Source organism: Luteolibacter luteus, from assembly GCF_012913485.1.
Taxonomy (GTDB): Bacteria; Verrucomicrobiota; Verrucomicrobiia; order Verrucomicrobiales; family Akkermansiaceae; genus Haloferula; species Haloferula lutea.
Map to the genome: position 1 here is coordinate 3,135,647 of NZ_CP051774.1, position 25,458 is coordinate 3,161,104.

The 25,458-nt window shown below is 61.8% G+C and carries 19 protein-coding genes; 17 read left to right on the forward strand and 2 right to left on the reverse strand.

All coding sequences use genetic code 11. The features are described from left to right. Nucleotides 1-939, reverse strand: coding sequence for an FAD:protein FMN transferase (locus HHL09_RS13105; protein WP_169455081.1), 939 nt, complete (start codon nucleotides 937-939; stop codon nucleotides 1-3). A gap of 218 nt (nucleotides 940-1,157) precedes the next feature. Here HHL09_RS13105 and HHL09_RS13110 point away from each other — a divergent pair, with 218 nt between their 5' ends. Then, complete coding sequence (locus HHL09_RS13110) at nucleotides 1,158-6,776, forward strand: lamin tail domain-containing protein (protein WP_169455082.1); 5,619 nt, start codon at nucleotides 1,158-1,160, stop codon at nucleotides 6,774-6,776. A 94-nt stretch (nucleotides 6,777-6,870) separates the two neighbouring features. Here the strand turns inward: HHL09_RS13110 and prfB are convergent. Next, nucleotides 6,871-8,011 (reverse strand): peptide chain release factor 2 gene (gene prfB, locus HHL09_RS13115; protein WP_205761044.1). Its coding sequence is split into 2 segments (ribosomal slippage): nucleotides 6,871-7,932 and nucleotides 7,934-8,011, totalling 1,140 coding nucleotides; the frame shifts between segments, so codons are not numbered across the junction. A 159-nt stretch (nucleotides 8,012-8,170) separates the two neighbouring features. Between prfB and HHL09_RS13120 the strand changes: the two genes are divergently transcribed. From HHL09_RS13120 to HHL09_RS13195, 16 genes are all read left to right on the forward strand, one after another. After that, nucleotides 8,171-8,548: a hypothetical protein gene (locus HHL09_RS13120; protein ID WP_169455083.1), complete on the forward strand. Its 378-nt coding sequence runs from the start codon at nucleotides 8,171-8,173 to the stop codon at nucleotides 8,546-8,548. 127 nt (nucleotides 8,549-8,675) lie between these two features. Then, complete coding sequence (locus HHL09_RS13125) at nucleotides 8,676-9,299, forward strand: hypothetical protein (protein WP_169455084.1); 624 nt, start codon at nucleotides 8,676-8,678, stop codon at nucleotides 9,297-9,299. 21 nt (nucleotides 9,300-9,320) lie between these two features. Then, the gene (locus HHL09_RS13130; RefSeq protein WP_169455085.1) at nucleotides 9,321-9,662 is read left to right on the forward strand and encodes a heavy-metal-associated domain-containing protein; all 342 of its coding nucleotides are present in this window, start codon (nucleotides 9,321-9,323) and stop codon (nucleotides 9,660-9,662) included. A gap of 12 nt (nucleotides 9,663-9,674) precedes the next feature. Next, nucleotides 9,675-10,070 (forward strand): hypothetical protein, encoded by a 396-nt coding sequence (locus HHL09_RS13135; RefSeq protein ID WP_169455086.1) that lies wholly within the window; start codon nucleotides 9,675-9,677, stop codon nucleotides 10,068-10,070. Nucleotides 10,071-10,129: 59 nt separating this feature from the next. Next, nucleotides 10,130-10,405 carry a metal-sensitive transcriptional regulator gene (locus HHL09_RS13140; protein ID WP_169455087.1) on the forward strand — a complete coding sequence of 92 codons (276 nt, stop codon included), beginning with the start codon at nucleotides 10,130-10,132 and terminating at the stop codon, nucleotides 10,403-10,405. 5 nt (nucleotides 10,406-10,410) lie between these two features. After that, entirely contained in the window at nucleotides 10,411-12,753 is a 2,343-nt protein-coding gene (locus HHL09_RS13145) for a copper-transporting P-type ATPase (RefSeq protein ID WP_169455088.1), read from the forward strand. A gap of 10 nt (nucleotides 12,754-12,763) precedes the next feature. Then, nucleotides 12,764-13,879: a permease gene (locus HHL09_RS13150; protein WP_169455089.1), complete on the forward strand. Its 1,116-nt coding sequence runs from the start codon at nucleotides 12,764-12,766 to the stop codon at nucleotides 13,877-13,879. A gap of 42 nt (nucleotides 13,880-13,921) precedes the next feature. Beyond that, nucleotides 13,922-14,284 (forward strand): hypothetical protein, encoded by a 363-nt coding sequence (locus tag HHL09_RS13155; RefSeq protein ID WP_169455090.1) that lies wholly within the window; start codon nucleotides 13,922-13,924, stop codon nucleotides 14,282-14,284. A gap of 169 nt (nucleotides 14,285-14,453) precedes the next feature. Further along, nucleotides 14,454-16,532, forward strand: coding sequence for a multicopper oxidase domain-containing protein (locus tag HHL09_RS13160; protein WP_169455091.1), 2,079 nt, complete (start codon nucleotides 14,454-14,456; stop codon nucleotides 16,530-16,532). A 36-nt stretch (nucleotides 16,533-16,568) separates the two neighbouring features. Beyond that, complete coding sequence (locus HHL09_RS13165; protein WP_169455092.1) at nucleotides 16,569-16,814, forward strand: hypothetical protein; 246 nt, start codon at nucleotides 16,569-16,571, stop codon at nucleotides 16,812-16,814. A 63-nt stretch (nucleotides 16,815-16,877) separates the two neighbouring features. After that, nucleotides 16,878-17,192, forward strand: a complete 315-nt coding sequence (locus HHL09_RS13170; RefSeq protein ID WP_169455093.1) for a YHS domain-containing protein — start codon at nucleotides 16,878-16,880, stop codon at nucleotides 17,190-17,192. A gap of 278 nt (nucleotides 17,193-17,470) precedes the next feature. After that, nucleotides 17,471-17,755, forward strand: coding sequence for a hypothetical protein (locus HHL09_RS13175; RefSeq protein WP_169455094.1), 285 nt, complete (start codon nucleotides 17,471-17,473; stop codon nucleotides 17,753-17,755). Between the two features lie 91 nt (nucleotides 17,756-17,846). Continuing rightward, nucleotides 17,847-19,904 carry a S46 family peptidase gene (locus tag HHL09_RS13180; protein WP_169455095.1) on the forward strand — a complete coding sequence of 686 codons (2,058 nt, stop codon included), beginning with the start codon at nucleotides 17,847-17,849 and terminating at the stop codon, nucleotides 19,902-19,904. A 9-nt stretch (nucleotides 19,905-19,913) separates the two neighbouring features. After that, a complete protein-coding gene (locus HHL09_RS13185; protein WP_169455096.1) occupies nucleotides 19,914-20,372 on the forward strand; it encodes a tRNA (cytidine(34)-2'-O)-methyltransferase in 459 nt (152 codons plus the stop codon). A gap of 103 nt (nucleotides 20,373-20,475) precedes the next feature. After that, nucleotides 20,476-23,298 (forward strand): Ig-like domain-containing protein, encoded by a 2,823-nt coding sequence (locus HHL09_RS13190; RefSeq protein ID WP_169455097.1) that lies wholly within the window; start codon nucleotides 20,476-20,478, stop codon nucleotides 23,296-23,298. 57 nt (nucleotides 23,299-23,355) lie between these two features. Further along, nucleotides 23,356-25,428, forward strand: coding sequence for a TonB-dependent receptor (locus HHL09_RS13195; RefSeq protein ID WP_169455098.1), 2,073 nt, complete (start codon nucleotides 23,356-23,358; stop codon nucleotides 25,426-25,428). Nucleotides 25,429-25,458 lie beyond the last annotated feature (30 nt).

Below are 25,458 nucleotides of genomic sequence, written 5' to 3' on the forward strand. Positions count from 1 at the left end.
TTACTTTCGCACGATCGCCCGGGTGGCCCCGCGCTTCATCGCGAATTCCTCCGCCTTCTCCGCCCCGATCACGCAGGCCGCCGTGTCCAGCCCGTCGCAGATCACCCCGTGCGGGGCGATGACGCTGACTGCCACCTTGTTGGTGATCCCCAGCCCGGTCTTCGGATCGATGATGTGGGAGTAGCGCTTCCCATCGATCTCCACGAACTGGTGCAGGTCCCCCGCAGTGGAGACGGAGCAGTTCTTCAGCTCCACCACTTCCTCCGGTTCCTCCGGGTCAAAGGTCTGGAGCCCCACCCGCCATGCCTCGCGACCTGGCGGCGGATCGCCCAGCCGCAGGTCACCACCCGCCGCGATGATCGTCTGGGGAAATCCGCGCTTCGCCATCACCTCGAATATCTTCTCCGCCGTGAAGCCCTTCGCGATTCCCCCCAGATCGAGCTGCATGCCCGGCTTCTTGAGCAGTAGGGTCCCGGCCTCCTCGTCCCATACCGCATCCTGCCAGCCGCACTTGGCCTTGGCCGCTTCCAGCACCTCCGGGTCGGGAAGCTTCTGGGTTTTCCGGGTCTCCCGCCACAGCTTGGTCAGCGGTCCCAGCGTGGGATCGAAGACTCCGTCCGTGGATCTCGCCATCGCGAAGGATGCTTGGAGCAGCTCCGCCATGAGGTGAGAGACCTTCACCGGCTGTCCGATTTTCTGGGAAAACTGCATCAGCTCGCTTTCCGGGATGTAGTCGGAGGCGATCGCGTTGATCTCCTCACCCTTCATGAACGCTTCGTCCGCCGCCTCCTTTGCCGCGGCTCCGTCCGTGCCGTAGCAGGTGATCGCGAAACGAGTGCCCATCAGCGGCCGTTCGAAGGAAAAGCGCTGCTTCTCCTCCGCCTGCAGGCATCCGAGGCTAAGGGCGAGCAGGAAAAGGGACCGCAGCGGCTTGAGCATGCCGGGGATACTGGGCTGGCCCGGCCCGAAATTCCAAGCAAGGGCCGGATCGATCCCCGGACACCGCATTTTCCGGCCCAAACCGCTCTCCCGCAACGAACTACCCGAAAGTGGGTTGGACAGACCGCGATTTGTGACGCTAATGTCACATCAAGCGTCGGAAATCACTTTTTGAATTGATTCCGGACCTTCGCTGTCCTCGCCCTAAAACCCACCCCATGAAGCTTCTCTCACGGGTCGTATTTCTCGCGACCACCCTCGCGACGGCTTTGTCCGCCGCTCCCGTCAGCGTTGGTGATCCATCATTTGAAGGGAACGCCTTGGGTCAAGGCGGCTACTGGTATGACCTTTCCCCGGAATGGACCGGCAGCAACGGCCCGAGCAATGGCAGCGCCTTCGAGGAATACATCAATGGCTTCTCCTCCACCGGCACCGACCACCTCGGCATGGAGTTGGGCTATGATGTCTGGCAGGACCTCGGAGTCACCTATCAGGCGAATACCCGCTACACCCTGACCGTAGGCGCGGGAAACCGCGGCGGCCTTACCCAGCCCGGAAACCTCACCCAATACGTTCTCGCGGACAGCACCGGTGCCATTCATGCGACCGGACAATTCAATGCCTCCACCTTGCCGTCCCAGAGCTTTGGCGATGCCCCGGCTTTGGTCTTTGACACCCCCGACAAGCCGGAATCGGTCGGCAGGACGATCCGCATTCTCCTGCAGGCACGCGGGACCGGCCGCTCGCACTTCGACAACATCCGCCTGGATGCCGCCTCATTGATTCCGCCGGGAGGAGCCGCCCTGGCAAATGGCGAGGCCACTGCCATCACCACCACGACCGCCACCCTCAACGGGGCGGTGATGGATGTCGGCGATGGTGCGCCCTCGATTACCCTCTTCTGGGGAACCACCAATGGCGGTGTGAATGCAGCCAATTGGCAGCACTCCCAAACCCTGCCGGGAACCCATACCGGCGCTTTCACCGGAAACATCAGCGGCCTCACCGCCGGCACCACGTATTTCTTTAGCGCCCGCGGGACAAATAGTGCCGGGGATTCCTGGGCGCTTGCCGCGGAGAGTTTCGAAACCACTCCCTTGCCTCCCGTGGTGAGCAACATGGCCGCCACCGGCATCCGGGCTACCGGTGCCAGCGTGGGCGCGGAGGTGACTTCGGGCGGTAGTGAACAGCCCGCGGTGACCCTCTACTATGGCACTACCGATGGCGGTGCTGTTCCGGGCAATTGGACGTCTTCGGTGAGCTTGGGGAATGGCACCGGTAGCCTTTTCACGGACCTCACCGGCCTTGCTGCCAGCACCACCTACTATTTCCGCGCCTTCGCCCAGAATTCGGGTGGCAGCGCCTGGGCTGGCTCGTCTTCTTCCTTCGCCACCCTTGCCGTCTCGCTTCCTTCGGTCGTGAACCGCAGCGCCGAAGGGATCACCGGAACCACCGCAAGCCTCCGCGGCGAGGTCACCGGCGACGGCAACGATGCTCCCGCGGTCACCATCTTCTATGGAACCGCCAATGGCGGGACGAATCCCGGGAACTGGGCTTCTTCGGTCGATCTCTCCGCGCTGTCAGGCGACTACAGCTATTTCGTCACCGGCCTGAATCCGACCACCACCTACTATTTTCGTAGTAGGGCGGTGAATGCCGCGGGCACTGCCTGGGCACCGGACACGCTGAGCTTCGCCACTACCCCGCTGGTGCCGAATACCGCGGTGATCAACGAGATCCACTACAAGCCCGCCGACAAGACCAGCCTGGAAGAATTCATCGAGCTCCACAATCCGGGCGATACCGCCTTGGACTTGTCGGGTTGGACCCTTTCCGATGCGGTCACCTACACCTTCCCCGGCGGCACCACCTTGCCCGCCGGTGGCTATCTCGTCGTGGCGGAGAAGCCGGCGGTCATCCTTTCAAAGTACGGGAAGACCGCTCTGGGTCCTTGGACCGGCAAGCTGAACTCGACCGGGGAGACCATTGATCTCCGCGATGGCGCCGCCGCCCTCAAGGATCGGGTGAGCTACGGGGTCGGCTTCCCTTGGCCCACCGGCTCGGATGGCGGCGGAAACTCGGCCGAGCTGATCCATCCCGGCTTGGACAATGATCTTGGCGGCTCTTGGCGGCCCTCCGGCTACGTCGAGACAGCGCCCGAGATCTTCATCGCTTCGGAAGCGACCGGATGGCGCTACAAGAAAGGCAGTGCTGAGGCATCCGGCCCGGTCGATGCCTGGCGCGCCGTCTCTTTCAACGATAGCACCTGGCCGGAAGGGCAGGCAGGCATTGGCTACGGGGATCCTGGAGTAAATACCTCCCTGCCGGACATGCGGAACAACTACCGCAGCGTTTATTTCCGGAAGGCCTTCACGGTTTCCAGCGACGCGATTCCCGACCAGCTGCGGCTTCGGGTGCGCGTGGATGACGGCTGCGTGATCTGGATCAACGGGCAGGAAGTCCATCGCATCAACGTGGATGCCGGTCAATTGGCCTACAATTACCTCGCGCCTCAGAATCACGAAAACGATTGGGAGGAAATCACCATTCCCAACACGGGGGATCTCCTTTTCGGCGGGACAAACGTGATCGCGGTCCACGCCTTCAACACTTCCGTGGGTAGCAGCGATTTCTCGATGGATCTTGAGCTGTCCACATTTGTGAACGACTCCCCGCAGCCAACGCCGGGCACGGTGAATTCCGTACGGCGCGCGGTGAACCTGATCCCGCCCCAGATCCGCCAGGTGGCCCATGCGCCGGTCTCTCCAGCACCCGGCCAAGCGGTCACGATCACGGCGCGGATCACCGACCCGAATGGCGTGGGCGCGGTGAGCCTGTCCTACCAGACCGTGGACCCGGGCTCCTATATTCGTCTGACGGATGCCGCCTATGCGACTTCCTGGACCACCGTTCCGATGCGGGACAACGGCTCGAGCGGAGATGCCACCGCGAATGACTCCATCTACACCGCGCGCATCCCGGCGGCCACCCAGACGAACCGCCGCCTGGTCCGCTATAGGATTAACTTCGCCGACGACCAGGGAAATGCCGCCACGGTTCCCTATGAGGATGACGAGCAGCCGAACTTTGCTTACTATGTCTATAGTGGATTGCCCGCTTGGCAGGGGGCCTTCCGGCCGGGCAGCACCACGTTGCAGAGCTTCCCCTCCACTTTGCTCGATGACCTCCCGGTCTATTCGCTGATCGCGAATGGTTCCGACGTGATCAATTCGCAGTACAGCGGGGGTTCCGATGCGGTGCGCTTCCGCGGCACTTTCGTTTACAACGGCGTGGTCTACGATCACATCGAGTTCAAGAACCGCGGCGAGGCCTCGACCTACGTTTCGGGAAAGAACAAGTGGCGCTTCTTCTTCAACCGGGGCCGCGATCTCCCTGCGAAGAGCAACTTCGGGGAGAACTACTCGGAAGGCTGGGGCTCCTTCTCCGGTGATGCCTGTGCCAGCCCTTGGGCAGCCGTGCATCGCGGCATGGCAGGTGTGGAGGAAGCCACTTCCTACAAGGTCTTCCAGTTGGGCGGCGTCCCTTCTCCAAACACCCATTACTATCACTTCCGCGTGGTTCGCGGTACCACCGAAACCCCTGCGGCGGGAAGCTCCGTCAACGATCCCATCGGCTCCGGCGATGGCCAGTACGCCGGCGATTTCTGGGGCCTCTATCTTGCCGTCGAGCAGCCCGATGGCTCCTTCCTCGACGAGCGCGGCCTCCCCGATGGCAGCGTCTATAAGATCGAAGACAATGGCGGCGACAAAAAGAGCCAGGGAGCTACCCAGCCCATCGACTCTTCCGATTGGAATGCCTTCCGGGATGCCCACGTGTATGCGGACCCCACCGAGGCCTGGTGGCGCGCGAACATGGACATGAACGCCTACTACACCTTCCATGCCCTCAGCCGCCTGACCGGGAATGTCGACCTCCGCGGCGGCTTCAATCACTACTTCTACCACCGCTCTACCGATAACCGCTGGCTGCCCCTGCCTTGGGACCTCGATATGATGTTCCTGCCGCGGTCCCACTGGAGTACCAACATCAATGGCACCAACTACCCCGGCGTCATTCATGCCCACAAATCGCTGCTCCAGAACCCCGCGCTGGCACTCGAGTATCGGAACCGTGCCCGCGAGCTCCTCGATCTCCTGGCGTCTGATTCCACCGCGGGCGGCGGCCAGATCGGCCAGCTCATCGATGAGTTCGCGCAGATCGTGAATCCCGCCGGCCAGGCCCTCACTTGGGCAGATGCGGATGCGGCGATGTGGAACCTCCACCCGCGCACCCAGGGAAGCGATGGCAATGCCGGCGGGCAAACCAGTCACCGCGGCAATTTCTACCGCACCACCTTCTACGACAACCGCATGGGCGGCGATTGGATCCGCTGGCTGCGCAGTCCCGCCTCATCCGGAACAATGGAGCATGAGGACTCGATGGTCTACCTGCGCGATTACGCGACCAATGCCTGGGACGGCGGCGCCTGGAGCGTGAACAATGGCGACCAGCTCGGATACGGCTACCAATACGTTGCCTCGGAAGCAGCGGATGCCGCGATTCCCCAGAAGCCCTTCGTCACCTACGCCGGCCCGGCAGGCTATCCGGTCAGCGATCTGAAGTTCACCTCTTCCGCCTTTGCCGATCCCCAGGGCGTCGGCACCTATGCGAAGACCCAGTGGCGTCTTGCCGAGATCTCAGGCCCCGGAGTTCCCGGCTACACCGCGGGCAGCCCGCGAAAGTACGAGATCAATAGTATCTGGACCTCGGAGAGTGCCTCGGCACCGGGATCCATCAACATTCCCTTCGGGATCACCCAGGCCGGAAAGACCTACCGCGTGCGCGTCCGCCATCAGGACAGCAGCGGCCGCTGGAGTAGCTGGTCCGCCCCGGCCCAGTTCGCCGCCACGCCGCCGCCTCCGGGCCAGCTGATGCACTATTGGAACTTCAATGGCGCGAATTTCCTGAATCCCTCCCAGACCATTGGTGGCGCGACCCTGGCATCTGTCGTGACCAGTGGTGCGGAGGTCATCCAGCACGGCGCACAGGATCAGGGCTTCGCCGGGATCAATGCGCGCAATGACGATCCGGTCGGTTCCCATCTGCGCGTGAACAATCCGCTCGGTGCCACGCTCACCTTCGCGCTTCCCACGACCGGCTATGAGAATGTCGTCGTCCAATACGAAACCCGCCGCTCTGGCAGTGGTGCAGGCATTCAGAAGGTCTCCTACACCTTGGACGGCACCGCGTTCACGCCCTTCACCACCATCCTCCCTCCGGATGCCGATCCCACCTTGCAGGTGCTCGATTTCCGCGCCGTGGCCGGCGTCAGCAATAATCCGCTCTTCGGGCTGCGCATCACCTTCGTCCAAGGCAGCGGCGGCATCGGGGGCAACAACCGCTTCGACAACGTCACCGTCGAGGGTGACCAACTCGCACTGGTGCCCGGCACCTATGCGCACTGGCGCTCCACCGAATTCAGCGGGCCGGACGCGACGAATGACAGCATCTCGGGTGCCGAGGCAATGCCCGCGGGAGATGGCATCGCGAACATCGTCCGCTATGCCCACGGCGTCGGGCCCTATGCCCCGGTCCATCACTTGCTCCCGCGCATCGCCACGGATGGGAATGCCCGGGTATTCCGCTTCCGCTATGATGCTTCCAAGACCGACCTCGTCTGGAAGGTAAAGGCCTCCGATGAGCTTGCCGGCTGGACCCAGACGCTCTTCGATAGCACCACAAGTACGATCCCCCCGCTCGTGGACGGATGGCTCTCCGTGGAACTGCCCTCGTCCGGATCAAAGATCTTCGCCCGCCTCGAGCTCAGCGCGGACTAAGCGGCCACGACTCGATCATTGAAAAGAGAAACCCCGGACTGGCCTCAACCAATCCGGGGTTCCTGTCTGAAGTTCTCTAGGATCCAGGCTAGCCTCAATCATCCTCGTCCTTCACGCCCTTCACGCGGACCTTGCCGCGCAGCTTGGCTTCGATGAACGCATCGATATCGCCATCCATCACATGCTGGATGTTGCCGGTCTCCTGGCCGGTGCGCAGGTCGAGGACCTTCTGATACGGCTGGAAGACATAGGAACGGATCTGGTTGCCCCACGCGATGTCGCCCTTCTCGCCGTAGGCGCGTTCGGCCTCGGCCTTGCGCTTGTCTTCCTCAAGCTGGAACAACTTCGCCTTCAGGATCTCGTAGGCGAGCTCCTTGTTGGCGCCTTGTGAGCGGGCATTGGTGGAACGGATCAGGATGCCGGTGGGCAAGTGGCGCAAGAGCACGCCGGTTTCCACCTTGTTCACGTTCTGGCCGCCCTTGCCGCCGGATCGCATCGTCGTGATCTCGATGTCCTTCTCGTTGATCTCGATCTTGATCTCGTCGTTGATCTCCGGCGTCGCATCCACCGAGGCGAATGACGTGTGGCGCTTGCCCGCGGAGTCGAAGGGGGAGATGCGCACCAGCCGGTGCACCCCGCGCTCGTTCTTCAGGTAGCCGTAGGCGTATTCGCCCGTGACCTTGATCGAGGCACCGCGCAGGCCGGCCTCGTCGCCGTCTTCCCAATAAATCGTCTCGCAGGTGAAGCCCTTGCGCTCCGCCCAGCGGGTATACATGCGGAAAAGCATCTGCGCCCAATCACAGGCCTCCGTGCCGCCCGCACCCGCCTGGATGACCAGGTAGCAGGAAGACGAATCGTTCGGCCGGTCGAGCAGCGTCAGTAGCTCGAAGGAGGAAATGTCCTGATCCAGCTCGGCTGCGGCATTCACCGCCTCCAAGGCGGCGTCGTGGTCGTCGAACTCCTTCGCCAGCTCGATGCCGGCCATCAGGTCGGCGTAGCGGCCGTTGAGTCTTTCGAAGCCTCCGAGCTTCTTCTTCAGGCCGGAGATGCGCGTGTTCGTCGCGCGGGCCTTCTCCTGATTGTTCCAGAATTCCGGGTCGCCCATGGCGGCCTCGAGGGATCCGATCTCCCGTTCCAGGGTCGGGACGTCAAAGATACCTCCCGAGCTGGGTCAGACGGCTCTTCAGAGCGTCCGTATCCAGCGCCGAGAGGTCGGCGGTTTGCTGTTCTGCCATAAGTGGGCGGGAAGCTGGGGCGGCGCGGCGGCGGAGTCAAGGAGGAGGATAAGGGCGGGGTGGGGGGAGTCCCCGGCGCGTTTCGCAGGCTTGCTTCCGGAGCGGGGCGAGCTATGAAGGGAATTTGTGGAGGCTTTCCAGCCTCCCAGAGATTCACCGATGTCACGCCTCGCCTCCATCTTCACCTGCTTGCTGGCCCTCTTGGTCGCCAGCCCGCTGTGTTGTTGCGCGGGTGAAGTCGTGAAACAGGAACTCGCCAAGGAGAAGCACTCCTGCTGCTGCGGCGGGGAGGGGAAGGACAAGAAATCCCCGGATCACGATTGCCAATGCGCGACCGATGACCCGCGGGAAATGCCCGACCCGCTCTTGCCGGCAAATCCGCCGGTCACGCTGAACCTCGCCCTTGAACCGGCGAGCACTTGGCTACCCGTGGCGGCGGAGACGGACGCGAACCTGCGCCCGCGCTGGCAGCCCTCCATCCCATGGCACGCACCGCCGGGCGAACGCCGGGCGCTTTTGGTCAGCCGGACCCTGTGAAGACGAAACGGCGCGGCAACTTTCTTGCCGCGATCCGATGGCAGCATGCATGCGCCGCATTCCGCTTTCAGGCGGAGCTGTCGCCATGCCGGGCCCACCGTTTCTGTTCCTTCACCATGTCCGTTTCATGAAAACGTTTTCCCTATGCCTGCTGGCCGCCACTGCCACCGCGGGTGCCCATCCGGTTTCCTTTGAGGGCGCTTGGCAGCTCATGCTGGGCGGCACCGATACCGTCCAAAACTTCGAGGTCTACAATTCTTACACGCCGAAGACCGCCTTCGGCCTGCACGCCATGCGCTTCGAGGACGAGCGCGATGACGACTACTACACCGGCCTCCAGCACAATTGGCTGCTCCACCGCTGGAATCTCCCGGAAGCCCAGGCGAACCTCTACTTCGGCCTTGGGGCCGGTGCCGCGAAGCAGGATGGCGAATCCGCCGCACCTGCCGGCCTTGGCTTCTTCCGCGCTGACTACGAGACCCGGCGCATCTACACCGCCTTCGAAACCAAGTTCATCAGCTCCGAGGACGTCTCCCGCGCCGTCACCAGCGCCTCCTTCGGAGTCGCCCCGTACAAGGCGGAATTCGAAGAGCTCAATACCTGGCTCATCGTCCAGTTCGAGCACGTCAGCGGCATGGAGGATGACCTCGATATCATCCCGAAGATCCGCCTCTTCAAGGGTCCCTATTTCCTCGAACTCGGCTGCTCGCTGGATGGCGATCCGCTGATCAATTTCATGATCCATTTCTAAACCAATTTCATTTCCACGCTTATGAACCACTCCATCATTCTCAGCCTGCTCGGAGCCTGGCTCTTCCTCTCCGGCTCCGCACGCGCCGCCACCGAACGCACCATGACCGTGAAGACCACCGTCGATGGCATGGTCTGTTCCTTCTGCGCCCAGGGCATCGTCGCCCACTTCAAGAAGCACCCCGCCGTCTCGAACGTTCACGTCGATCTCACCCGCAAGGTTGTCCTTCTCGAGGAAAAGAAGGGCTCCAGCATCAGCGACAAGGAGATCACCGAGTTCATCAAGAAATCCGGCTTTGAACCCAAAAAGGTCGAACGCGTCAGCGAGTCCTTCGAGAAGGTAAAGGCCGACAAGAAATCTTAGCGCCATCCATCAATGAGTCTTTGGCGTCGCGAAGCATCGGAACGACTCCCCGAGCTGCAGAACATCATTGCCTCGCGGCTCGTCGACAGCCCCATGATGCTCTGGATCGAGCTCAATATTAAATTCGAGAAGCTCAGCAAGAGCCAGCCGCCGCCCATCGATCTCCTCCGGCGGATCTGGCGCTACTGCGAGTGGTCCCTTCAGCACGGTAGCCCGGAGGTGCAGACCGCTGCAGCCTTGGGCTTCTGCGAGCATTTGATCCAGACCCCGGAGCGCGCGGCCCTGCTTCCTCAGATCATGAGCTCGGCCGACTACATCGGGCTCAGGAAGCTCATGGAATATCATCACAGTCCTGCCGAGGTCGACGAATGGTCCCGCAAGCTCTGGCCCAAACGCATCGGGCGCTAACCGCGAGGAGCGGAAAAATTCCATTTACAAATATACCCATACCCCCTATAGGTATTTGCATGCAGCGCGGGTGCCACGAAACGAAGCCTCTTCTCGGCCGGGTAAACCGGATTGTCGGGCAGATGCAGGGAATCGGACGCATGATCGAGGAAAACCGGGAGTGCCCGGAAATCCTGAACACCATCTCCGCCATTCACTCCGCGCTGCGCGGCCTTGAGGCGAAGCTGCTCGAAGACCACGTCCGCCATTGCGTCACCGAAGCTGCCACCGATGCGAAGCAGCTTGACCGCCGCATGGAAGAACTCATCGAGCTCTACAAAAGACGCCTGGCCTGATAGCCATGAAAGATCACCATCATCCAGCGGAGGCCCCGAAGGGCTCTTGCTGCTCGGGGCATCATGTCCATGCCGGACATGAGCATCACGCTCATGCCCCCCGCACCTCACAGCATGCGAAGCCCGGGCAGTGGATCTGCCCGATGTGCCCGGAAGTGGTTTCGGACACACCGGGAGATTGCCCGAAGTGTGGCATGCCTTTGGAGCAGGTGCCGCTCCTGCCTTTCGGGCCGGTGCTTTACACCTGCCCCATGCACCCGGAGATCGAGCAGGAGGAACCGGGCGACTGCCCCATCTGCGGCATGCCCTTGGAGCCGAAGACGATCACCGATGCCGGTGACGAGCATGCGCGGAAGGAGATCCGTGACCTCTCCCGGAAATTCTGGATCGGCCTCGCGCTGACCGTGCCGGTGGTCTTGCTCGCGATGCTTCCGATGATCCCGGGCGTTTCGCTGGACTCATGGATTCCGCGCTCCGTCTCGAAGTGGATCGAGTTTGCTCTCACCACTCCAGTCGTCTTCTGGGCCGGCGGCATCTTCCTGGTCAGGGGCTGGCGCTCCTTGAAGGGCTGGAATCTCAACATGTTCACCCTGATCATGCTGGGAGTCGGCGCCGCCTATTTATACAGCGCGGTCGCCGTGATCTTCCCTGCCTGGTTTCCGGCGTCCTTCCGTCATCACGGGGAAGTGGGTCTCTACTTTGAAGCTGCCGCGGTCATTACCGTGCTCGTGCTTCTTGGGCAGCTCTTGGAAGCGAAGGCGCGCAGCCGCACCGGCCAGGCGATCCGTGCTCTGTTAGGTCTCGCGGCGAAGTCGGCGACTCGGCTCTCGGCCGATGGCAGCGAGCAGGAAGTACCCGTCGATCGACTGCAAGTCGGCGACCGCCTGCGCGTCCGCCCCGGTGAAAAAATCCCCGTGGATGGAACGATCGAGGAAGGCAGCAGCCATATCGATGAATCGATGATCACCGGTGAACCCCTGCCCGTGAAGCGGTCCGTGGGAGATCCCGTGGTCGGTGCCACCATCAATCAGACCGGGTCGTTCATCATGACCGTGGGAAAGGTCGGTGCAGATACCCTTCTCGCCCAGATCGTGACCATGGTCTCCGCAGCGCAGCGCAGCCGCGCTCCCATCCAGAAGGTGGCGGATAGCGTCGCAGGTTGGTTCGTGCCGCTCGTCATCCTGGTGGCGGTGCTTACCTTCATCGCATGGACTGTTTGGGGTCCGGAGTCGGGCATCGTGCTCGGTCTGGTGAATGCAGTCTCCGTCCTGATCATCGCCTGCCCTTGCGCCCTGGGCCTCGCGACCCCCGTGTCCATCATGGTCGGCGTGGGACGAGCAGCCAGTGAGGGAGTCCTTGTGAAGGACGCGGAAGCGATCGAGACCGCGGAAAAGATCGACACGCTCATCGTCGACAAGACCGGAACCCTTACCGAAGGAAAGCCGGAGGTCACCGCCTTCCGTGCCATCGTCGGTGTCGATGAAGCGGCGATCCTCGCTGCCGCTGCCGCGCTGGAGAAGCACTCCGAACATCCGTTGGCCCGTTCCATCGTGCGCTTGGCGGAATCGAAGGACCTCGTCCTTCCTGCGGCAGAGGATTTCCAATCGACCACCGGGGGTGGCATCTCCGGCCGCGCTGCCGGCGCATCCTGGAAGATCGGAAAGCAGGATTTTGCAGGTAACCCTCCTGCCGATCTCGCCTCCGCGGCTGATGCCGAGCAGCAGCAGGCGAAGACCATTGTCTGGGTAAACCGGGATGGAGCACTCGTCGCCTTCTTCGCCATCTCCGATCCGGTGAAGCAAAGCACTCCCGCCGCCGTCGCGAAGCTCCATGAGTTGGGCGTGAAGGTCGTCATGGCCACCGGCGACAACCGCCAGACCGCCGAAGCAGTGGGCCGCAGCCTCGGCATCGATGAGATCCACGCCGGACTTTCACCCTCCGATAAGATCGGGCTGGTCCGCTCCCTCAAGGCAAAGGGCCGCAAGGTCGCCATGGCGGGCGATGGCATCAATGACGCACCCGCACTTGCCGAGGCTCACGTGGGTATCGCCATGGGCACCGGCACCGACGTCGCCATCGAGAGTGCGCACCTCACCTTGGTAAAAGGAGATCTCTCCGGCGTCTCCCGCGCCTTGCAAGCGAGTAAGGCGGTCATGCGGAACATCCGCCAGAACCTCTTCTTCGCCTTCGTCTACAATGCCATCGGGATCCCCATCGCGGCGGGTGTTCTCTACCCGCTGACCGGCACCTTGCTCAGCCCCATGATCGCGGGTGCCGCCATGTCCCTGTCCTCCGTTTCGGTCATTGCCAATGCCCTCCGGCTCTATCGCCTGAAGTTCGACCACTGAATCCGCCACCATGAGTTGCTGTAACAATAAACCGGCATCGTCCTGCTGCAGTCCTGCTCCGGAGACCACGGCTTCCTGCTGTGGCGGACCGGCCGGGCAGGAAGCTTCCTCCTGCTGCTCGCCATCGTCGAAGGGCAGGGTCGATTGGCTGCTCTGGGGATCCCTCCTGCTCGTTGCCGCGGGGATTGCCGGACACTTCATCGGCATGGGGCCCAAGTGGTGGCACACTTTCTCGCATGGCAGTTGGGAATTCATGAGCAAGGCCTGGTGGGGTCTCCTCGCCGGCATCGTTGCGGTCGGTGTGATCGGCCGCATGCCCCAGGAACTCATCACCGGCCTGCTCGGAAAGAGTGGCAGCTTCAGCGGCATCCTCCGCGCCACCTTCGCAGGGACGCTTCTGGATCTCTGCAATCATGGCATCCTCATGGTCGGTGCGCAGCTCTACAGGAAAGGCGCATCCTTGGGGCAGACCCTCGCCTTTCTCGTCGCCAGCCCATGGAATTCGCTGTCGCTCACGCTCATCCTCGCCTCCCTGATCGGCTGGAAGTGGATGCTGCTCTTCATCATCCTTTCGATGATGATCGGCGTTCTCACCGGATGGATCGCCGACTTGCTGGTGAAGCGGGGCAAGCTGCCCGCGAACCCGAATCATCGCGAGCTTCCCGAAGACTTCCGCTTTGGACCCGCCTTCCGTGAAGGGCTCTCCCGCGTGAAGCCCACGGGTGAAAACCTGAAGGCCATCGCCAAGGCCGGCATGAGCGAGTCCCGCATGATCCTCCGCTGGATCTTCTTCGGCGTGGTCCTCGCCGCTGCCATCCGTGCCTTCGTGCCGAATGAAATCTTCTCCCAATACTTCGGCCCCAGCCTGCTCGGCCTCGCGCTCACCCTGGTCGCCACCACCCTGATCGAAGTCTGCTCGGAAGGCTCCAGCCCGATCGCCGCGGATCTGCTTACCCGCGCAGCGGCTCCGGGAAATGCCTTCACCTTCCTCATGGCCGGTGCCGCCACCGACTACACCGAGGTCATGGTCTTGCGGGAGACGACGAAGTCTTGGAAGGCCGCGCTCGCCCTGCCGCTAATCACCGTTCCGCAGGTCTTGCTCGTCGCTTGGTTGTTGAATCGCTAAAGGAATACGCTAGCGTCAATTAGCTCTTAAAAAGGTCCCGTCATGAATCTTCTCCGCAGCCTCTTGGCCTTGGTCTTCGCGATCGTCATCGCGAATCCAGCCTGCTGCTGCACGGTCAAGAAGGTGGATGAGCCGGTGAAGACCAGCCACTGCTGTGGCGGGACCAAGCAGGAGAAAAAGCAGGCTCCCGAGCACTGCCTCTGCGCGGCGAAGAATCCGAAGCTCCAGGAAGATCCGCCGGTGATCCCGGCCTTCACGGCTCTCGAGCTGCCGCCGATCCTGCCATCGTTCGGGGAGCTGATCGTGCCGGAAGTGCCGGCGCGCGAGGTCGCCGCGGTCGATTTCCATCACGATGCCGGGCCGCCCTTGCGCAGGCTCGCCTTGCTACAGAGGTTTTTGATTTGATGCGGATGACGGCTCCTTCCGCCCGCAGTGGAACGACCGCGTCGTTTCAGTGCTCCGGGTCCTGAAGAAGGAACGCCGCTTTCAATCCATCGCGGATCCATACCCGGATCCCTCGATCTCATCCGCAAATCATCTCATCCGGAGCCCCGTCGTTCCGGAACCTTTAGCCATGAAACATTTCCTTCTACTTCTCCTTTTTCTAACAGCCGCTCATGCGCGCATCGTCGAGTATGACCTCGAGGTCGCCGAACAGTCATGGACACCCGGCGGCAAGGTGAAAGCCGTCCGCGCCCTCACGCTGAATGGCGGCATCCCCGGGCCCACGCTCCGCTTCCGGGAGGGCGATACCGCCCGCATCCGCGTGCATAATCGCCTCAAGGGCGAAGAGACTTCCATCCACTGGCACGGCCTCATCTTGCCAAATGCCCAGGATGGGGTCCCGCACGTCACCACCCCTCCGATCAAGCCCGGTACCACCCACACCTTCGAGTTCCCGCTGGTCCACTCTGGCACCTACTGGTACCACAGCCACACCGGCCTTCAGGAACAAGTCGGCATCTACGGCTCCATCGTGATCGAGCCGAAGAACGGCGAGCCGGTCCGCGCGGACCGCGATCACGTCGTCGTGCTTTCCGATTGGACCACCGAGTCACCGGAGGAAGTCATGCGCACCCTGATGCGTGGCAGCGATTGGTATGCGCTGAAGAAAGGCAGCATGCAGAGCCTCATCGGTGCGGCGAAGGCCGGAGCCCTGAAGGAATTCTGGGAGCGCGAGCGCTCGCGCATGCCCGCCATGGATGTCTCCGATGTCGCCTACGATGCCTTCCTCGCCAATGGAAAGCAATCGATCACCCTGCCCGGAAAACCCGGCGATAAGGTCCGTCTCCGCGTCATCAATGCCGCCGCTTCCACCTACTTCTACCTGCACTCCGCCACCGGTCCGCTGAAGATCGTTGCCGCGGATGGCCCCGCCGTGGAACCGCTCTCCGTGAACCGCCTGCTGATGGGCATGGCGGAGACTTACGATGTCATCGTGACCATTCCGCCGGGCGGTCAGTGGGAAGTCCGCGCCACCGCTCAGGATGGCTCGGGCCATGCCTCGATCTTGCTCGGCAGCGGCGAACTCCATTCCCCGGCCGAAATCCCGCGGCCGGACAACTACCGCATGGATTCCCATCTCATGGCCGCCATGGACGATATGGATGATGACGACATGCCCGGCATGAAGATGGATGGGGATACCGGCATGAAAATGGATCACCCCAAGATGAAGATGGCGAAGGCAGGAGAGCCGGAGCGCCCGCTCTCACCTTACTCGAAGCTCCGCTCGCGGGAGTCGACCGCCTTCAAGGCCTCGCTGCCGCGCCGCTCGATGGAGCTTCGCCTCACCGGAGACATGGAGCGCTACATCTGGTCCTTCAATGGCAAGACCATGGCCGAAGACGGTGTGATCAAGATCAAGAAGGGCGAGGTCCTTCGCCTCGAGCTCATCAATGACACGATGATGCATCACCCCATCCACCTTCACGGCCACTTCTTCCGCGTGCTGGAAGGGCAGGGGAGTCGCACGCCCTTGAAGCACACCGTCGATGTGCCGCCCATGGGCAAGCGCACCATCGAGTTCGAGGCGAATGAATACGGCGATTGGCTCTTCCACTGCCACTTGCTCTACCACATGCACGCCGGCATGGCGCGGGTCTTCTCCTATGAAGAGCAGGGCCCCGATCACGTCCCGCACATGGGCGAGCACGCGCACGATCCGCTCTACTTCATGCTCGATGGCTCGCTCCAGAGCCACATGAGCGAGGGAATGCTCACCGTCATGAATTCGCGGAATGACTTCTTCGGTTCGTGGGATGTCGGCTGGGGTGAAGAGGATGACACCGAGTACGAGATCGATCTCGGCTGGAAGCGCTATTTCAATCCGAACTTCTCCACCGTCCTCGGCTGGCGCTTCACGAATATGGAAGATGCCGAGAACCGCGCCTTTGCCGGCGTGGAATACCGGCTGCCCTACCTGATCGGAAGCTCCTTGCAGATCGACAGCGAGGGCGATGCCCGCATCGGCCTTTCGAAGGCACTCCAGATCACCGACCGCCTCGGCGTCTTCGCCGGCGTGGAATACGACACCAACACCGAATGGGAGTGGACGCTCGGAGCTGACTACATCCTCACCAAGCAATTCTCCCTGATCACCCAGTACCACTCCGAGCACGGCTTCGGCGGTGGCTTCAGTTTCCGGTTCTAACAAAAACAACAAACTACCAACGACAACAACCTCAACATGATGAAAACGACCATTACTCTTCTCACCACCATCTTCCTCGCCTCCTGCGCCGCCACCGCCAGCAGCTCGGCAGCCACGAAGCCGTACACCAAAAGCACCTGCGCGGTGACCGACAACAAGCTCGGCTCCATGGGCTCGCCCGTCACCAAGGTCTACGACGGCCAGGAAGTGAAATTCTGCTGCAAGCCCTGCGTGGCAAAATTCGAGAAGAACCCTCGGAAATACCTCGCGAAGATCCGCTAATTCCATCGAATCAGGGCTGGGGCAAATCCTGCCCCGGCCCGCTTTCCATCCTTTCCCAGATCCATGAAATCCACGCTTCTTTTTCTCATCTCGTTCGGACTCCTCTCCTGTGCCACCAAGGCACCTGGCTCCACTGCCGCTGCCGCTGCCGACACGAAGGCGGATACCAGAAAGGTCGCCAAGAAAGTTTCCGCCAAGCCGAAGGCCTATCCGCTCAAAACCTGTCTCGTCACCGGAGATGGCCTCGATGACATGGACGAGCGGGTTTCCACCGTCTACGAAGGCCAGACCTTCGAGTTCTGCTGCAAGCCCTGCCTGAAGAAGTTCAACAAGAACCCGGGCAAATACGTGGAGGAACTCAAGAAAGCCCAGCAGTGAGTCTCTTGGCTTTTGCTGGGTGGCAATGCTCTCCACACGGGGACCACTGACCCCGCTTTCACAAAACCGGCCTCTCCCCTATACCGGAATCAAAGCGCTCATGCGCTGCGGTGGGGAGACGGCCACCTGTTATTTTTCTTGTTGTAACAGGCGGAACAGGCAGCCGCACCGCAGTGAAATTCACCGCGATCTCGGGCGGGGACCACAGGAATTTCCCGGGGAATCGCCAGGCGCGTTTGTAGTCCCAAAGATGCCGCCAACCCTGAGAGCCTTCCTTTGTGCAGCTGCTGCTGAGTCTGGTCATTCGCATCCTCTCCGGAGAGAGGCTGGAGAGATCCACGCCCGCGCGGAATGCCTTCTGGCTCAGCTTCCTTGCCATCTTCCCGGCCGCGGTCTTTCTTCCCGGAAAAGCAGTCTCGGTCCTCGACGGCCAACTCTCCGACCAATGGTTCGTCGCCGCGATGCTCGTGGCGGTGATTCCCTTCCTCGGCATCACCCTGGCGCTTGCCAGAATCTTCCGCCGTTTTCCGTTCGCGCTCATCCCCGTGGCCTTGGCGACCTAGTGGGGCGTCGCTGCCCACCTTTGGAAAAAGATCCCCTGAGCCCGCAGGTCCGCAATTGCACCGCCGCCCCGGCTCCCTATCCTGCGGCCCCATGCGCCCGTTCTGCATCGCAGGCATCCTCCTCTCCGCACTCTCCACCGCCCTCGCCGACGAAGGGATGTGGCTCTTCAACAATCCGCCCGTCCGGCAGGTGAAGGAGAAGTACGGCTTCGACATCACCCCGGAGTGGCTGGAGCACCTGCAGAAATCCTCCGTGCGCTTCGGTAATGGCGGCTCCGGATCCTTCGCCTCGGCGAACGGGCTCATTCTCACGAATCACCATGTCGGCTCCGGCATGATCGAAAAGCTCAGCACCCCGGAGCGCGACCTTCTGGAGGAGGGCTTTTATGCGAAGACTGCAGGGGAGGAGCTGAAGTGCCCGGATCTCGAGCTGAATGTCCTGATCAGCATCGAGGACGTCACCGAGCGGGTGAATGCCGCCGTCGATCCCCAAGCCTCTCCCGAAGATGCATCGAAGCAGCGGCGCATCACCATCGCCGGGATCGAGAAGGAGTCGGATGAAAAGAGCGGCCTTCGCAGTGACGTGGTCACCCTCTATCAAGGAGGCGCTTATCACCTCTACCGCTATCACCGCTACACGGATGTCCGCCTCGTCTTCGCGCCGGACGTGAAGGCCGCGGCCTTCGGGGGGGATCCGGATAACTTCGAGTTTCCCCGCTTCTGCCTCGATTACTGCTTCTTCCGCGCCTACGAGAACGACGAACCCGCCAAGACCCCCGATTTCCTGAAGTGGAATCCCGCAGGGGCCAAGGAAGGCGAACTCATCTTCACCTCCGGTCATCCCGGCCGCACCAATCGTTCCGTCACTCTCGCACAGCTCGAGAACATGCGGGACGACGCCTTTCCCTATCGCCTTGAGCAGATCTTCCGCGGCGAGGCGACCATGCGTGCCTGGTCGGATCGCGATCTCGAAAACGCCCGCCGCGCCAAGGGATCGATCACCGGCATTCAGAATGGCCGTAAGGCACTGGCCGCCCGCTTGAATGGCCTGCTCGATCCGGCCTTCATGGCCCGCAAGGCGGAGTCGGAGAAGGCGATGCATGAAGCCTTCAGCCAAAAGGACGAATGGAAGAAGGCCGCAGCTGCCTTTTCCAAGATCCGCAAGACCAAGGATTCCTCCAAGGAGCTGGAGTCGCGCTTGCGCATGTTCGAAGGCGGGGATGCCTTCGGCACACAGCTCTTTGGCATTGCGCGCGCCTTGCTGCGTGCCGGAGATCAGCGCGTCATGGAGGACAAGATGCGCCTTCCCGAGTTTCAGGAAAAGGAGCGCGTTTCCCTCGAACTCGACCTCTTCTCCGACGAGCCGGTCTACAAGAACTTCGAAGTGGTGAAGATGACCAATGCCCTCACCTTCCTTTGCGTGAAGCTGGGTGCCACCGATCCTCTCGTGAAGAAGATCCTCGCGGGCAAGTCACCGGCCGATCGCGCCACGGAACTCGTCATGGGCACCGGCTTGGAAGACGTCGCGCTCCGGAAGAAGCTCTATGAAGGTGGCAAGGATGCCGTGGCTCAAGCGCAGGATCCGATGATCGGGCTCGCACGCCTCGTCGATGATGAAGCCCTGCGGCTCCGTCAGGAAGGCGAAGCCGCTGCGGAAGTAATCGAGCAGGCCCACCAGAGCATCGCGAAGGCCCGCTTCGCGCTCCAAGGTGACAGCACCTATCCGGATGCCACTTTCTCCCTGCGCATCTCCTACGGCACCGTGAAGGGCTATGAGGACGAAGGCGTGACCATCCCTGCCCAAACCACCTTCGGGGGCATGCAGAAGCGCCACGACGGGCAAGGCAAGGTGGCTCCCTTTGATTTCTCCAGTGAATGGGAAGCCCGCTCTTCCTCGCTCGATTCGGACGCTCCTTTGAACTTCGTCAGCACCAACGACATCACTGGCGGTAACTCCGGCAGCCCTGTCGTGAATCAAAGGGGCGAATTGATCGGACTCGTCTTCGATACAAATGCTCCGGGCCTTGTGTCCGACTTCGCCTACACCGATGTGAAGGGTCGTTGCGTCTCCGTTCACCCGGCAGGCATCATCGAGTCCCTGAAGAAGATCTATCAGGCCGATCGCGTGATTGCCGAACTCAGCCTCTGACTTCATCCCGTGCTCCACATCGTCCTCGTTGCTCCCGAGATCCCGCACAATGCCGGTGCCGCGGGAAGGCTCGCGCTCGCCACGGCCTCGCGCCTCCACCTCGTGAAACCGCTCGGGTTTTCCTTGGATGACAAGCACGTCCGCCGTACCGGTCTCGACTACTGGAAGGATGTCGATCTGCATGTCTGGGAAAACTTCGAGGAATTGAAAGCGGCGGCGGATCCCTCCGCCCGCTTCTGGTATCTCAGTACAAAGACCACCCGCGCGCATTGGGATGCGGACTTCAAGGATGGCGACTACCTTGTCTTCGGCTGCGAGACCCGCGGCCTGCCGGAGGCCGTTGTCCAGGCCGCCGGAGATCACGGCCTGCGCATCCCGATGGTGGAGGGCGGCACGCGCAGCTTGAATCTATCCACCGCCATCGCGATCACCCTCTACGAGGCCGTTAGACAGCGATCCTGCTCCTGAACTTCCCTGTGACGCCTTCGTTCCGGGGATCATTATGCTTGAGGATGGTTATCATTCAACTATCCAAGAATGAGCAATGAAATGTCTCGGCCTTTTCTCCCGAATGGCTGGACGCTTGATGGTGGCAGTCTCCCTCCTTGTGACTGCTGCTGCCGACCAAGCGCCCCTGACGGCCTCACAAGTGGCGACCCTTGCCTATAACAAGGGCTTCCGCGGTGGTTCCTTGATGGCCGCCATTGCGGTCGCGTCCGCGGAGTCGTCCTTCGACCCTGATGCAGTTTGCAACAATCTTCAGGAGATCGACGGCGCGAACCAACCGATTTTCTATCCAAACGGGAAACCGAAGATCGCGACCATCTCTACTTATGACGGCACCATGCTGCCGCTCAATCAGATCTATAATCTGAGCTCCGGCGGCCGGGGAAAGGTCATTGGTCACTGCCGAGGCCTTTGGCAGATCAACAGCATGCACTACGGCGGCATTTCGAATGCGGCCACCTTCGACCCCGCGGTTGCAGTAGGCCATGCTTGGGACATCACACGCGGTGGCGGTTCCTGGGCCATGTGGACCAGTGTGATGACGGGTAGCGCTTGGCAGCCCGCCCGCCTTGCCATGGCGCGTGCCGCTGCCCGCGCGATCGACCCGACCGTGCTTCCAGAGAATGTTGCCGCGGGTACCCGCATCCGTGCATGGACCAGCGGTGGCGCCGTGCGCGCTACAGCGGGCGGTGCTTTCATCCGCTCGGTTCGTCAGGGAGATACCGGCACGATTCTCGCCGGACCGGTGATGGCCTCCATCACCCAGAAAATCCACACCAGCCAGCATCTCTGGTATCGGATCCAATGGGACCACGGGACCACCGGCTGGTGTGTGGAGGAGTATCTTACCCAGAACCCCAGCGCGGTTCAGATCGCATCGCAGGCCTACAATCCGTTTCCTGAGAATGGAAAAGTCAGGCTTCCGATCCATCAGGTGAACCTCCAGTGGAATATCGGCGCGAATACCAAGGAGATCCGCCTGCGCTTTGGAACGGACCCCGCCTTGGCGACTCCTGACACCGTGAAGTTGACCGGCGGATTCCAGACCGCATGGACCGCGTCGGGTCTTCAGAATTACCAGAACTACTACTGGCGCGTGGATTCCGTGAGCGGGAATGGCACTCTTGTCCAAGGTCCCACCTGGACTTTCCGCACCGTGCCGGTCGCGCCTCAACCGGTGACGCTCTCCAATATCACCGTCACCCCGAAGCCCGCGGGTGTCGGCCAGATGATTACCATCCGCGGCTTGGCTTCTTCACCAGGACCACAGCCGGTCATTATCGGTGCTTCCGTGGGTACCCGCAGCGATCCTGATCGCGATCTGGTCTTCAATGTTCCGGGAGGAAATGTGCCTACCCAGTTCACCCGCACCTTCCAACTCCCTGCCGACCTCGGTTTCGGCAGCTATGAATTGGTCGTCGCCGCATGGCAGGATGCCGATGGGAACAATACGATCGAATTTGGCGATCCGCGCATTACCCAAGCCACGGTTCCGGCAGGTGTGGTGATCGGTGACGTCACTCTTCCCGGCATCGCGAATCTCTCCGCCTCATCCGCCACTCATTTGCCGAATCAGGCCATCCAGCTTTCCGCCACCGCGACAGATAGCGGCGGCTCGGGCCTGGCCGGGGTCTACTTCTATCGCGCGATTGCCGAGAGCAATCCCGTTAACTGGATGGTGGTCGCGTATCGTCCTGCGACAGGAAATGGTCCGGTCACTCTAACTGCTCAGGACAATCCTCCGACGGAAGGACTCTATTGGTACGAGATGGAAGCCGTTGATGCCGGTGGAAACCGTCGGCGCTTGGCCGCTCCGGCTCCTGTCCGCATTCAGATCCCCGATCTCGCGCCTCCTGTCGCCACCTGGGTGAATCCGGAGAACGGTATGACCATTGGCGGGGGCATTACCGTCACGGGGCAGGCCACCGATGACCGTTCGGTCGCAAGCGTTTACTACCGGGTCAATGGCGGTGCGTGGGTCCAGGTCTTCCAGAATTTTTACCAGTGGTCGGCTTCGGTGAATCTACAGCCCGGCTCCAATCTCATCGAGATGAGAGCAGTCGATATCGTCGGCAAGTCATCGCAGATCGAGCCTCTCTATCTCTATTCGACCGGCGGCGGTCCCTCCGTGTTCGATGAACGGATCGATTTCAATGGCAATCAGTTGGGCTCCCATTGGCAGGTCGATGCTTCCGGTCCCTTCGACAATGGAATTGCGAACGAACGCTTGCAGGCAACGCAAGGGAACACCGCCGCCATCCGTACCAACAAGACCGTGCCGGCCAATACCATCGGGGTGGAGCTTCGCTTCGCTGCTGATAGCGGATCGGGCGTCTATTGGCAGGACAATGCCTCGCGCGAGTGGCGTATCGCGCTGAAGCAGAACCAGAACATGCTCGAGGTGGGTTACCTCGGCGCTGTTCAGAATGTGGCGATTCCCGGAGGCTTCAGCCAGCAATCGCGTATCCGGACTTTGTGGCGGGATGGCCACATCGAGATCGAGTTTGTTCTCCAAGGACAGCAACAGCCGATCGCACACGACCTCGCATTTCCCCTTCTGAAGCTTTCGAATCTAACCGGAATGATGGAGTTCCGCGTGCAAGCGGACTTCTCGAATTCCGCGACCATGGATGACATCCAGCTCCGGGCCCTGCGTCCTTGGGATCGCTTCGTGATCGAGAGGCATTCCATGAAATCCGGACAAAATTCGAAGCTTCGCTGGCCTTCCTTTGCGGGACGCTCGTATGCGATCGAAACCTCGCCCACCATGGGTGCCAACACCTGGACAGAGGCCGGACAAGTTCTCAGCCAAGGCTTGGTTACCGAGCAAACTTTCACCATGCCCGCAGGCAAGCGCCGTTTCGTCCGGGTGCGCGAGCTGCCCTGATGTCCCCGTTGTTTCCGGTTGCGCAGTCCGCGGATTTCGCGTTTCTCGCAACCTAGATTGAAGACCTCCTCCATCGCCCTATTTGCGGTTGCGACCGCCCCCTTGGCAGCGCAGGTAACCCTGCCGGAAATGACGGTTCTTGCCGAACGCCGCGGCGGCAGCGTGGCGGACATGCCCGGCTGGACATTGGCGGAATGGGACCGCGTGGAGCTTTCGAAGGAAGCGCCGCGCACCCTTGATGAACTTCTGGCGGACGAGCCGTCATTCTCCCTCTACCGCCGCCAGACCTCGCTCTTCGGAAATCCCACTTCGGCGGGCGTGAGCCTGCGGAATACCGGTGCCACCGCTGCCTCCCGCACCTTGGTCCTGCTCGATGGCATCCCGCAAAATGATCCCTTCGGCGGCTGGGTTTATTGGGCGCGCCACGACCCGGCGACCTTGGAGTCGGTGCGCATTGTTCCTTCGGCGCGATCCGTCGTGTGGGGCAATCAAAGCCCTGCAGGCGTGGTCCAGCTTACCAGTCATCCGGCCTTTGAAGAGCGGCACCTGCTGCGCATCGGCGGTGGCAGCCAAGGAACGATCTCGGCCGCGACTTCTCACAATCTCGTCGGTGAAGACGGGAAGCTCGCCTTCGCCTTCTCCGCCTTCGGCATGCACTCGGATGGCTTCGATGCCGTTCCTTCCTGGCAGCGCGGGATCATCGACCGGCGGCTCGATATCGATGTCATCGGCGCGGATCTCAAGGTCGCATGGCTCGCCGCGCCTGGCCTCGTCGTGGAGCCGAAGTTCTCCTGGTACGAGGAGAACCGTGGCAATGGCACCCCTCTCGCGGGCAACTCGACCGAGGCCATCGATCTCTCGCTACGCATCACCTCGGAGGCGGACGCCGGCTTCTCATGGCAAGCGCTCGCCTACTATCAGCAGCGCCGCTTTGAATCGATGTTCACTTCGGTGAATGCGGCCCGCAGCGCCGAGAATCCCTCGCTCGACCAATTCCATGTCCCCGGAACCGGCACCGGTGGTGCCTTCACCCTCAAGTGGGAACCCGCAGGGCCATGGTCGGTCACCGCAGGCGCGGACCTTCGTCAAATTCATGGTGCCACGAATGAAGATGCCACCTTCATCGGCGGACGCTTCACCCGTCGTCGCCAAGCCGGCGGCGAGCAAGGGCTCACTGGCCTCTTCGTTTCGGCTGGCTACGAGATGGAGTCGAGGACCCGCATCGATGCCAGCTTGCGCGGCGATGCCTGGTGGCTTGAAGACGGACGGCGCTTGGAGACCTCATTGGTCACCGGCCTGCCGTTGCGCACGGATATCCAGCCGGACCGGGATGGCGTGGAGCCCTCCTTCTCGCTCGCGTTAACGCATCCCGCCACGGACGACCTCGAACTCGGCCTTTCCGCCGGTACCAGCTTCCGCCTGCCCACCCTGAACGAGTTGCATCGCCCCTTCCGGGTGCGGAACGACATCGTGGAAGCAAACCCGGCACTTGATCCCGAGCGCTTCTATAGCCTCGAAGGCACACTCGATTGGCAAGCCGCGAAGAGCCTGAAGTTCAACTCCGCGCTCTTTTACAACTGGATCCGCGATGCCATCGCGAATGTTCCCATCACCGATCCCGCGCAGATCGCCGCCATCTTTGGCACCATCCCCGCGGGTGGTTCCGGCTCGCAGCGCCAGAATGTGGATGAAGCCCAGGTCTTCGGCGTCGAGGCGGGCCTCGAATGGGAGCCACGCCAGGAATGGACCTTCGGTCTCAATGGTATCTGGAGCGAAACCGAGTTCACCGACTCCTCGCGCCAGCCGCTCTTGGAAGGGAAGCCCTTCCCGCAAGCCCCCGATCTGAGGCTGAATGCCTCCGCGGAGTGGCATTTCACGGAGAAGCTCACCTTCTTCACCGGCTACGAATACGGATCCTATCAATACGACGATGCCCTCGCCGCGCGCCGCATCCCCAGCTATACCAGCGCGAAGATCGGCGCGACCTGGCAGGCGCGCGAGGACCTCCTGCTTCATGCTCGCGTGGACAATCTCTTCGACAAGGAGATCGCCACCGGACTCAGCAGCGATGGCATCCGCACGATCGCGGCACCGCGTTCCCTCTGGGTCGGCGCGGAGTGGTCCTTCTGAGGGAAATCTTGGAATAAAACCACAGAACGG

Coding starts and splice junctions, on each gene's coding strand:
- HHL09_RS13105 (WP_169455081.1), bottom strand. CDS start 939: ATGCTCAAGCCGCTGCGGTCCCTTTTCCTGCTCGCCCTTAGCCTCGGA.
- HHL09_RS13110 (WP_169455082.1), top strand. CDS start 1,158: ATGAAGCTTCTCTCACGGGTCGTATTTCTCGCGACCACCCTCGCGACG.
- HHL09_RS13120 (WP_169455083.1), top strand. CDS start 8,171: ATGTCACGCCTCGCCTCCATCTTCACCTGCTTGCTGGCCCTCTTGGTC.
- HHL09_RS13125 (WP_169455084.1), top strand. CDS start 8,676: ATGAAAACGTTTTCCCTATGCCTGCTGGCCGCCACTGCCACCGCGGGT.
- HHL09_RS13130 (WP_169455085.1), top strand. CDS start 9,321: ATGAACCACTCCATCATTCTCAGCCTGCTCGGAGCCTGGCTCTTCCTC.
- HHL09_RS13135 (WP_169455086.1), top strand. CDS start 9,675: ATGAGTCTTTGGCGTCGCGAAGCATCGGAACGACTCCCCGAGCTGCAG.
- HHL09_RS13140 (WP_169455087.1), top strand. CDS start 10,130: ATGCAGCGCGGGTGCCACGAAACGAAGCCTCTTCTCGGCCGGGTAAAC.
- HHL09_RS13145 (WP_169455088.1), top strand. CDS start 10,411: ATGAAAGATCACCATCATCCAGCGGAGGCCCCGAAGGGCTCTTGCTGC.
- HHL09_RS13150 (WP_169455089.1), top strand. CDS start 12,764: ATGAGTTGCTGTAACAATAAACCGGCATCGTCCTGCTGCAGTCCTGCT.
- HHL09_RS13155 (WP_169455090.1), top strand. CDS start 13,922: ATGAATCTTCTCCGCAGCCTCTTGGCCTTGGTCTTCGCGATCGTCATC.
- HHL09_RS13160 (WP_169455091.1), top strand. CDS start 14,454: ATGAAACATTTCCTTCTACTTCTCCTTTTTCTAACAGCCGCTCATGCG.
- HHL09_RS13165 (WP_169455092.1), top strand. CDS start 16,569: ATGATGAAAACGACCATTACTCTTCTCACCACCATCTTCCTCGCCTCC.
- HHL09_RS13170 (WP_169455093.1), top strand. CDS start 16,878: ATGAAATCCACGCTTCTTTTTCTCATCTCGTTCGGACTCCTCTCCTGT.
- HHL09_RS13180 (WP_169455095.1), top strand. CDS start 17,847: ATGCGCCCGTTCTGCATCGCAGGCATCCTCCTCTCCGCACTCTCCACC.
- HHL09_RS13190 (WP_169455097.1), top strand. CDS start 20,476: ATGGCTGGACGCTTGATGGTGGCAGTCTCCCTCCTTGTGACTGCTGCT.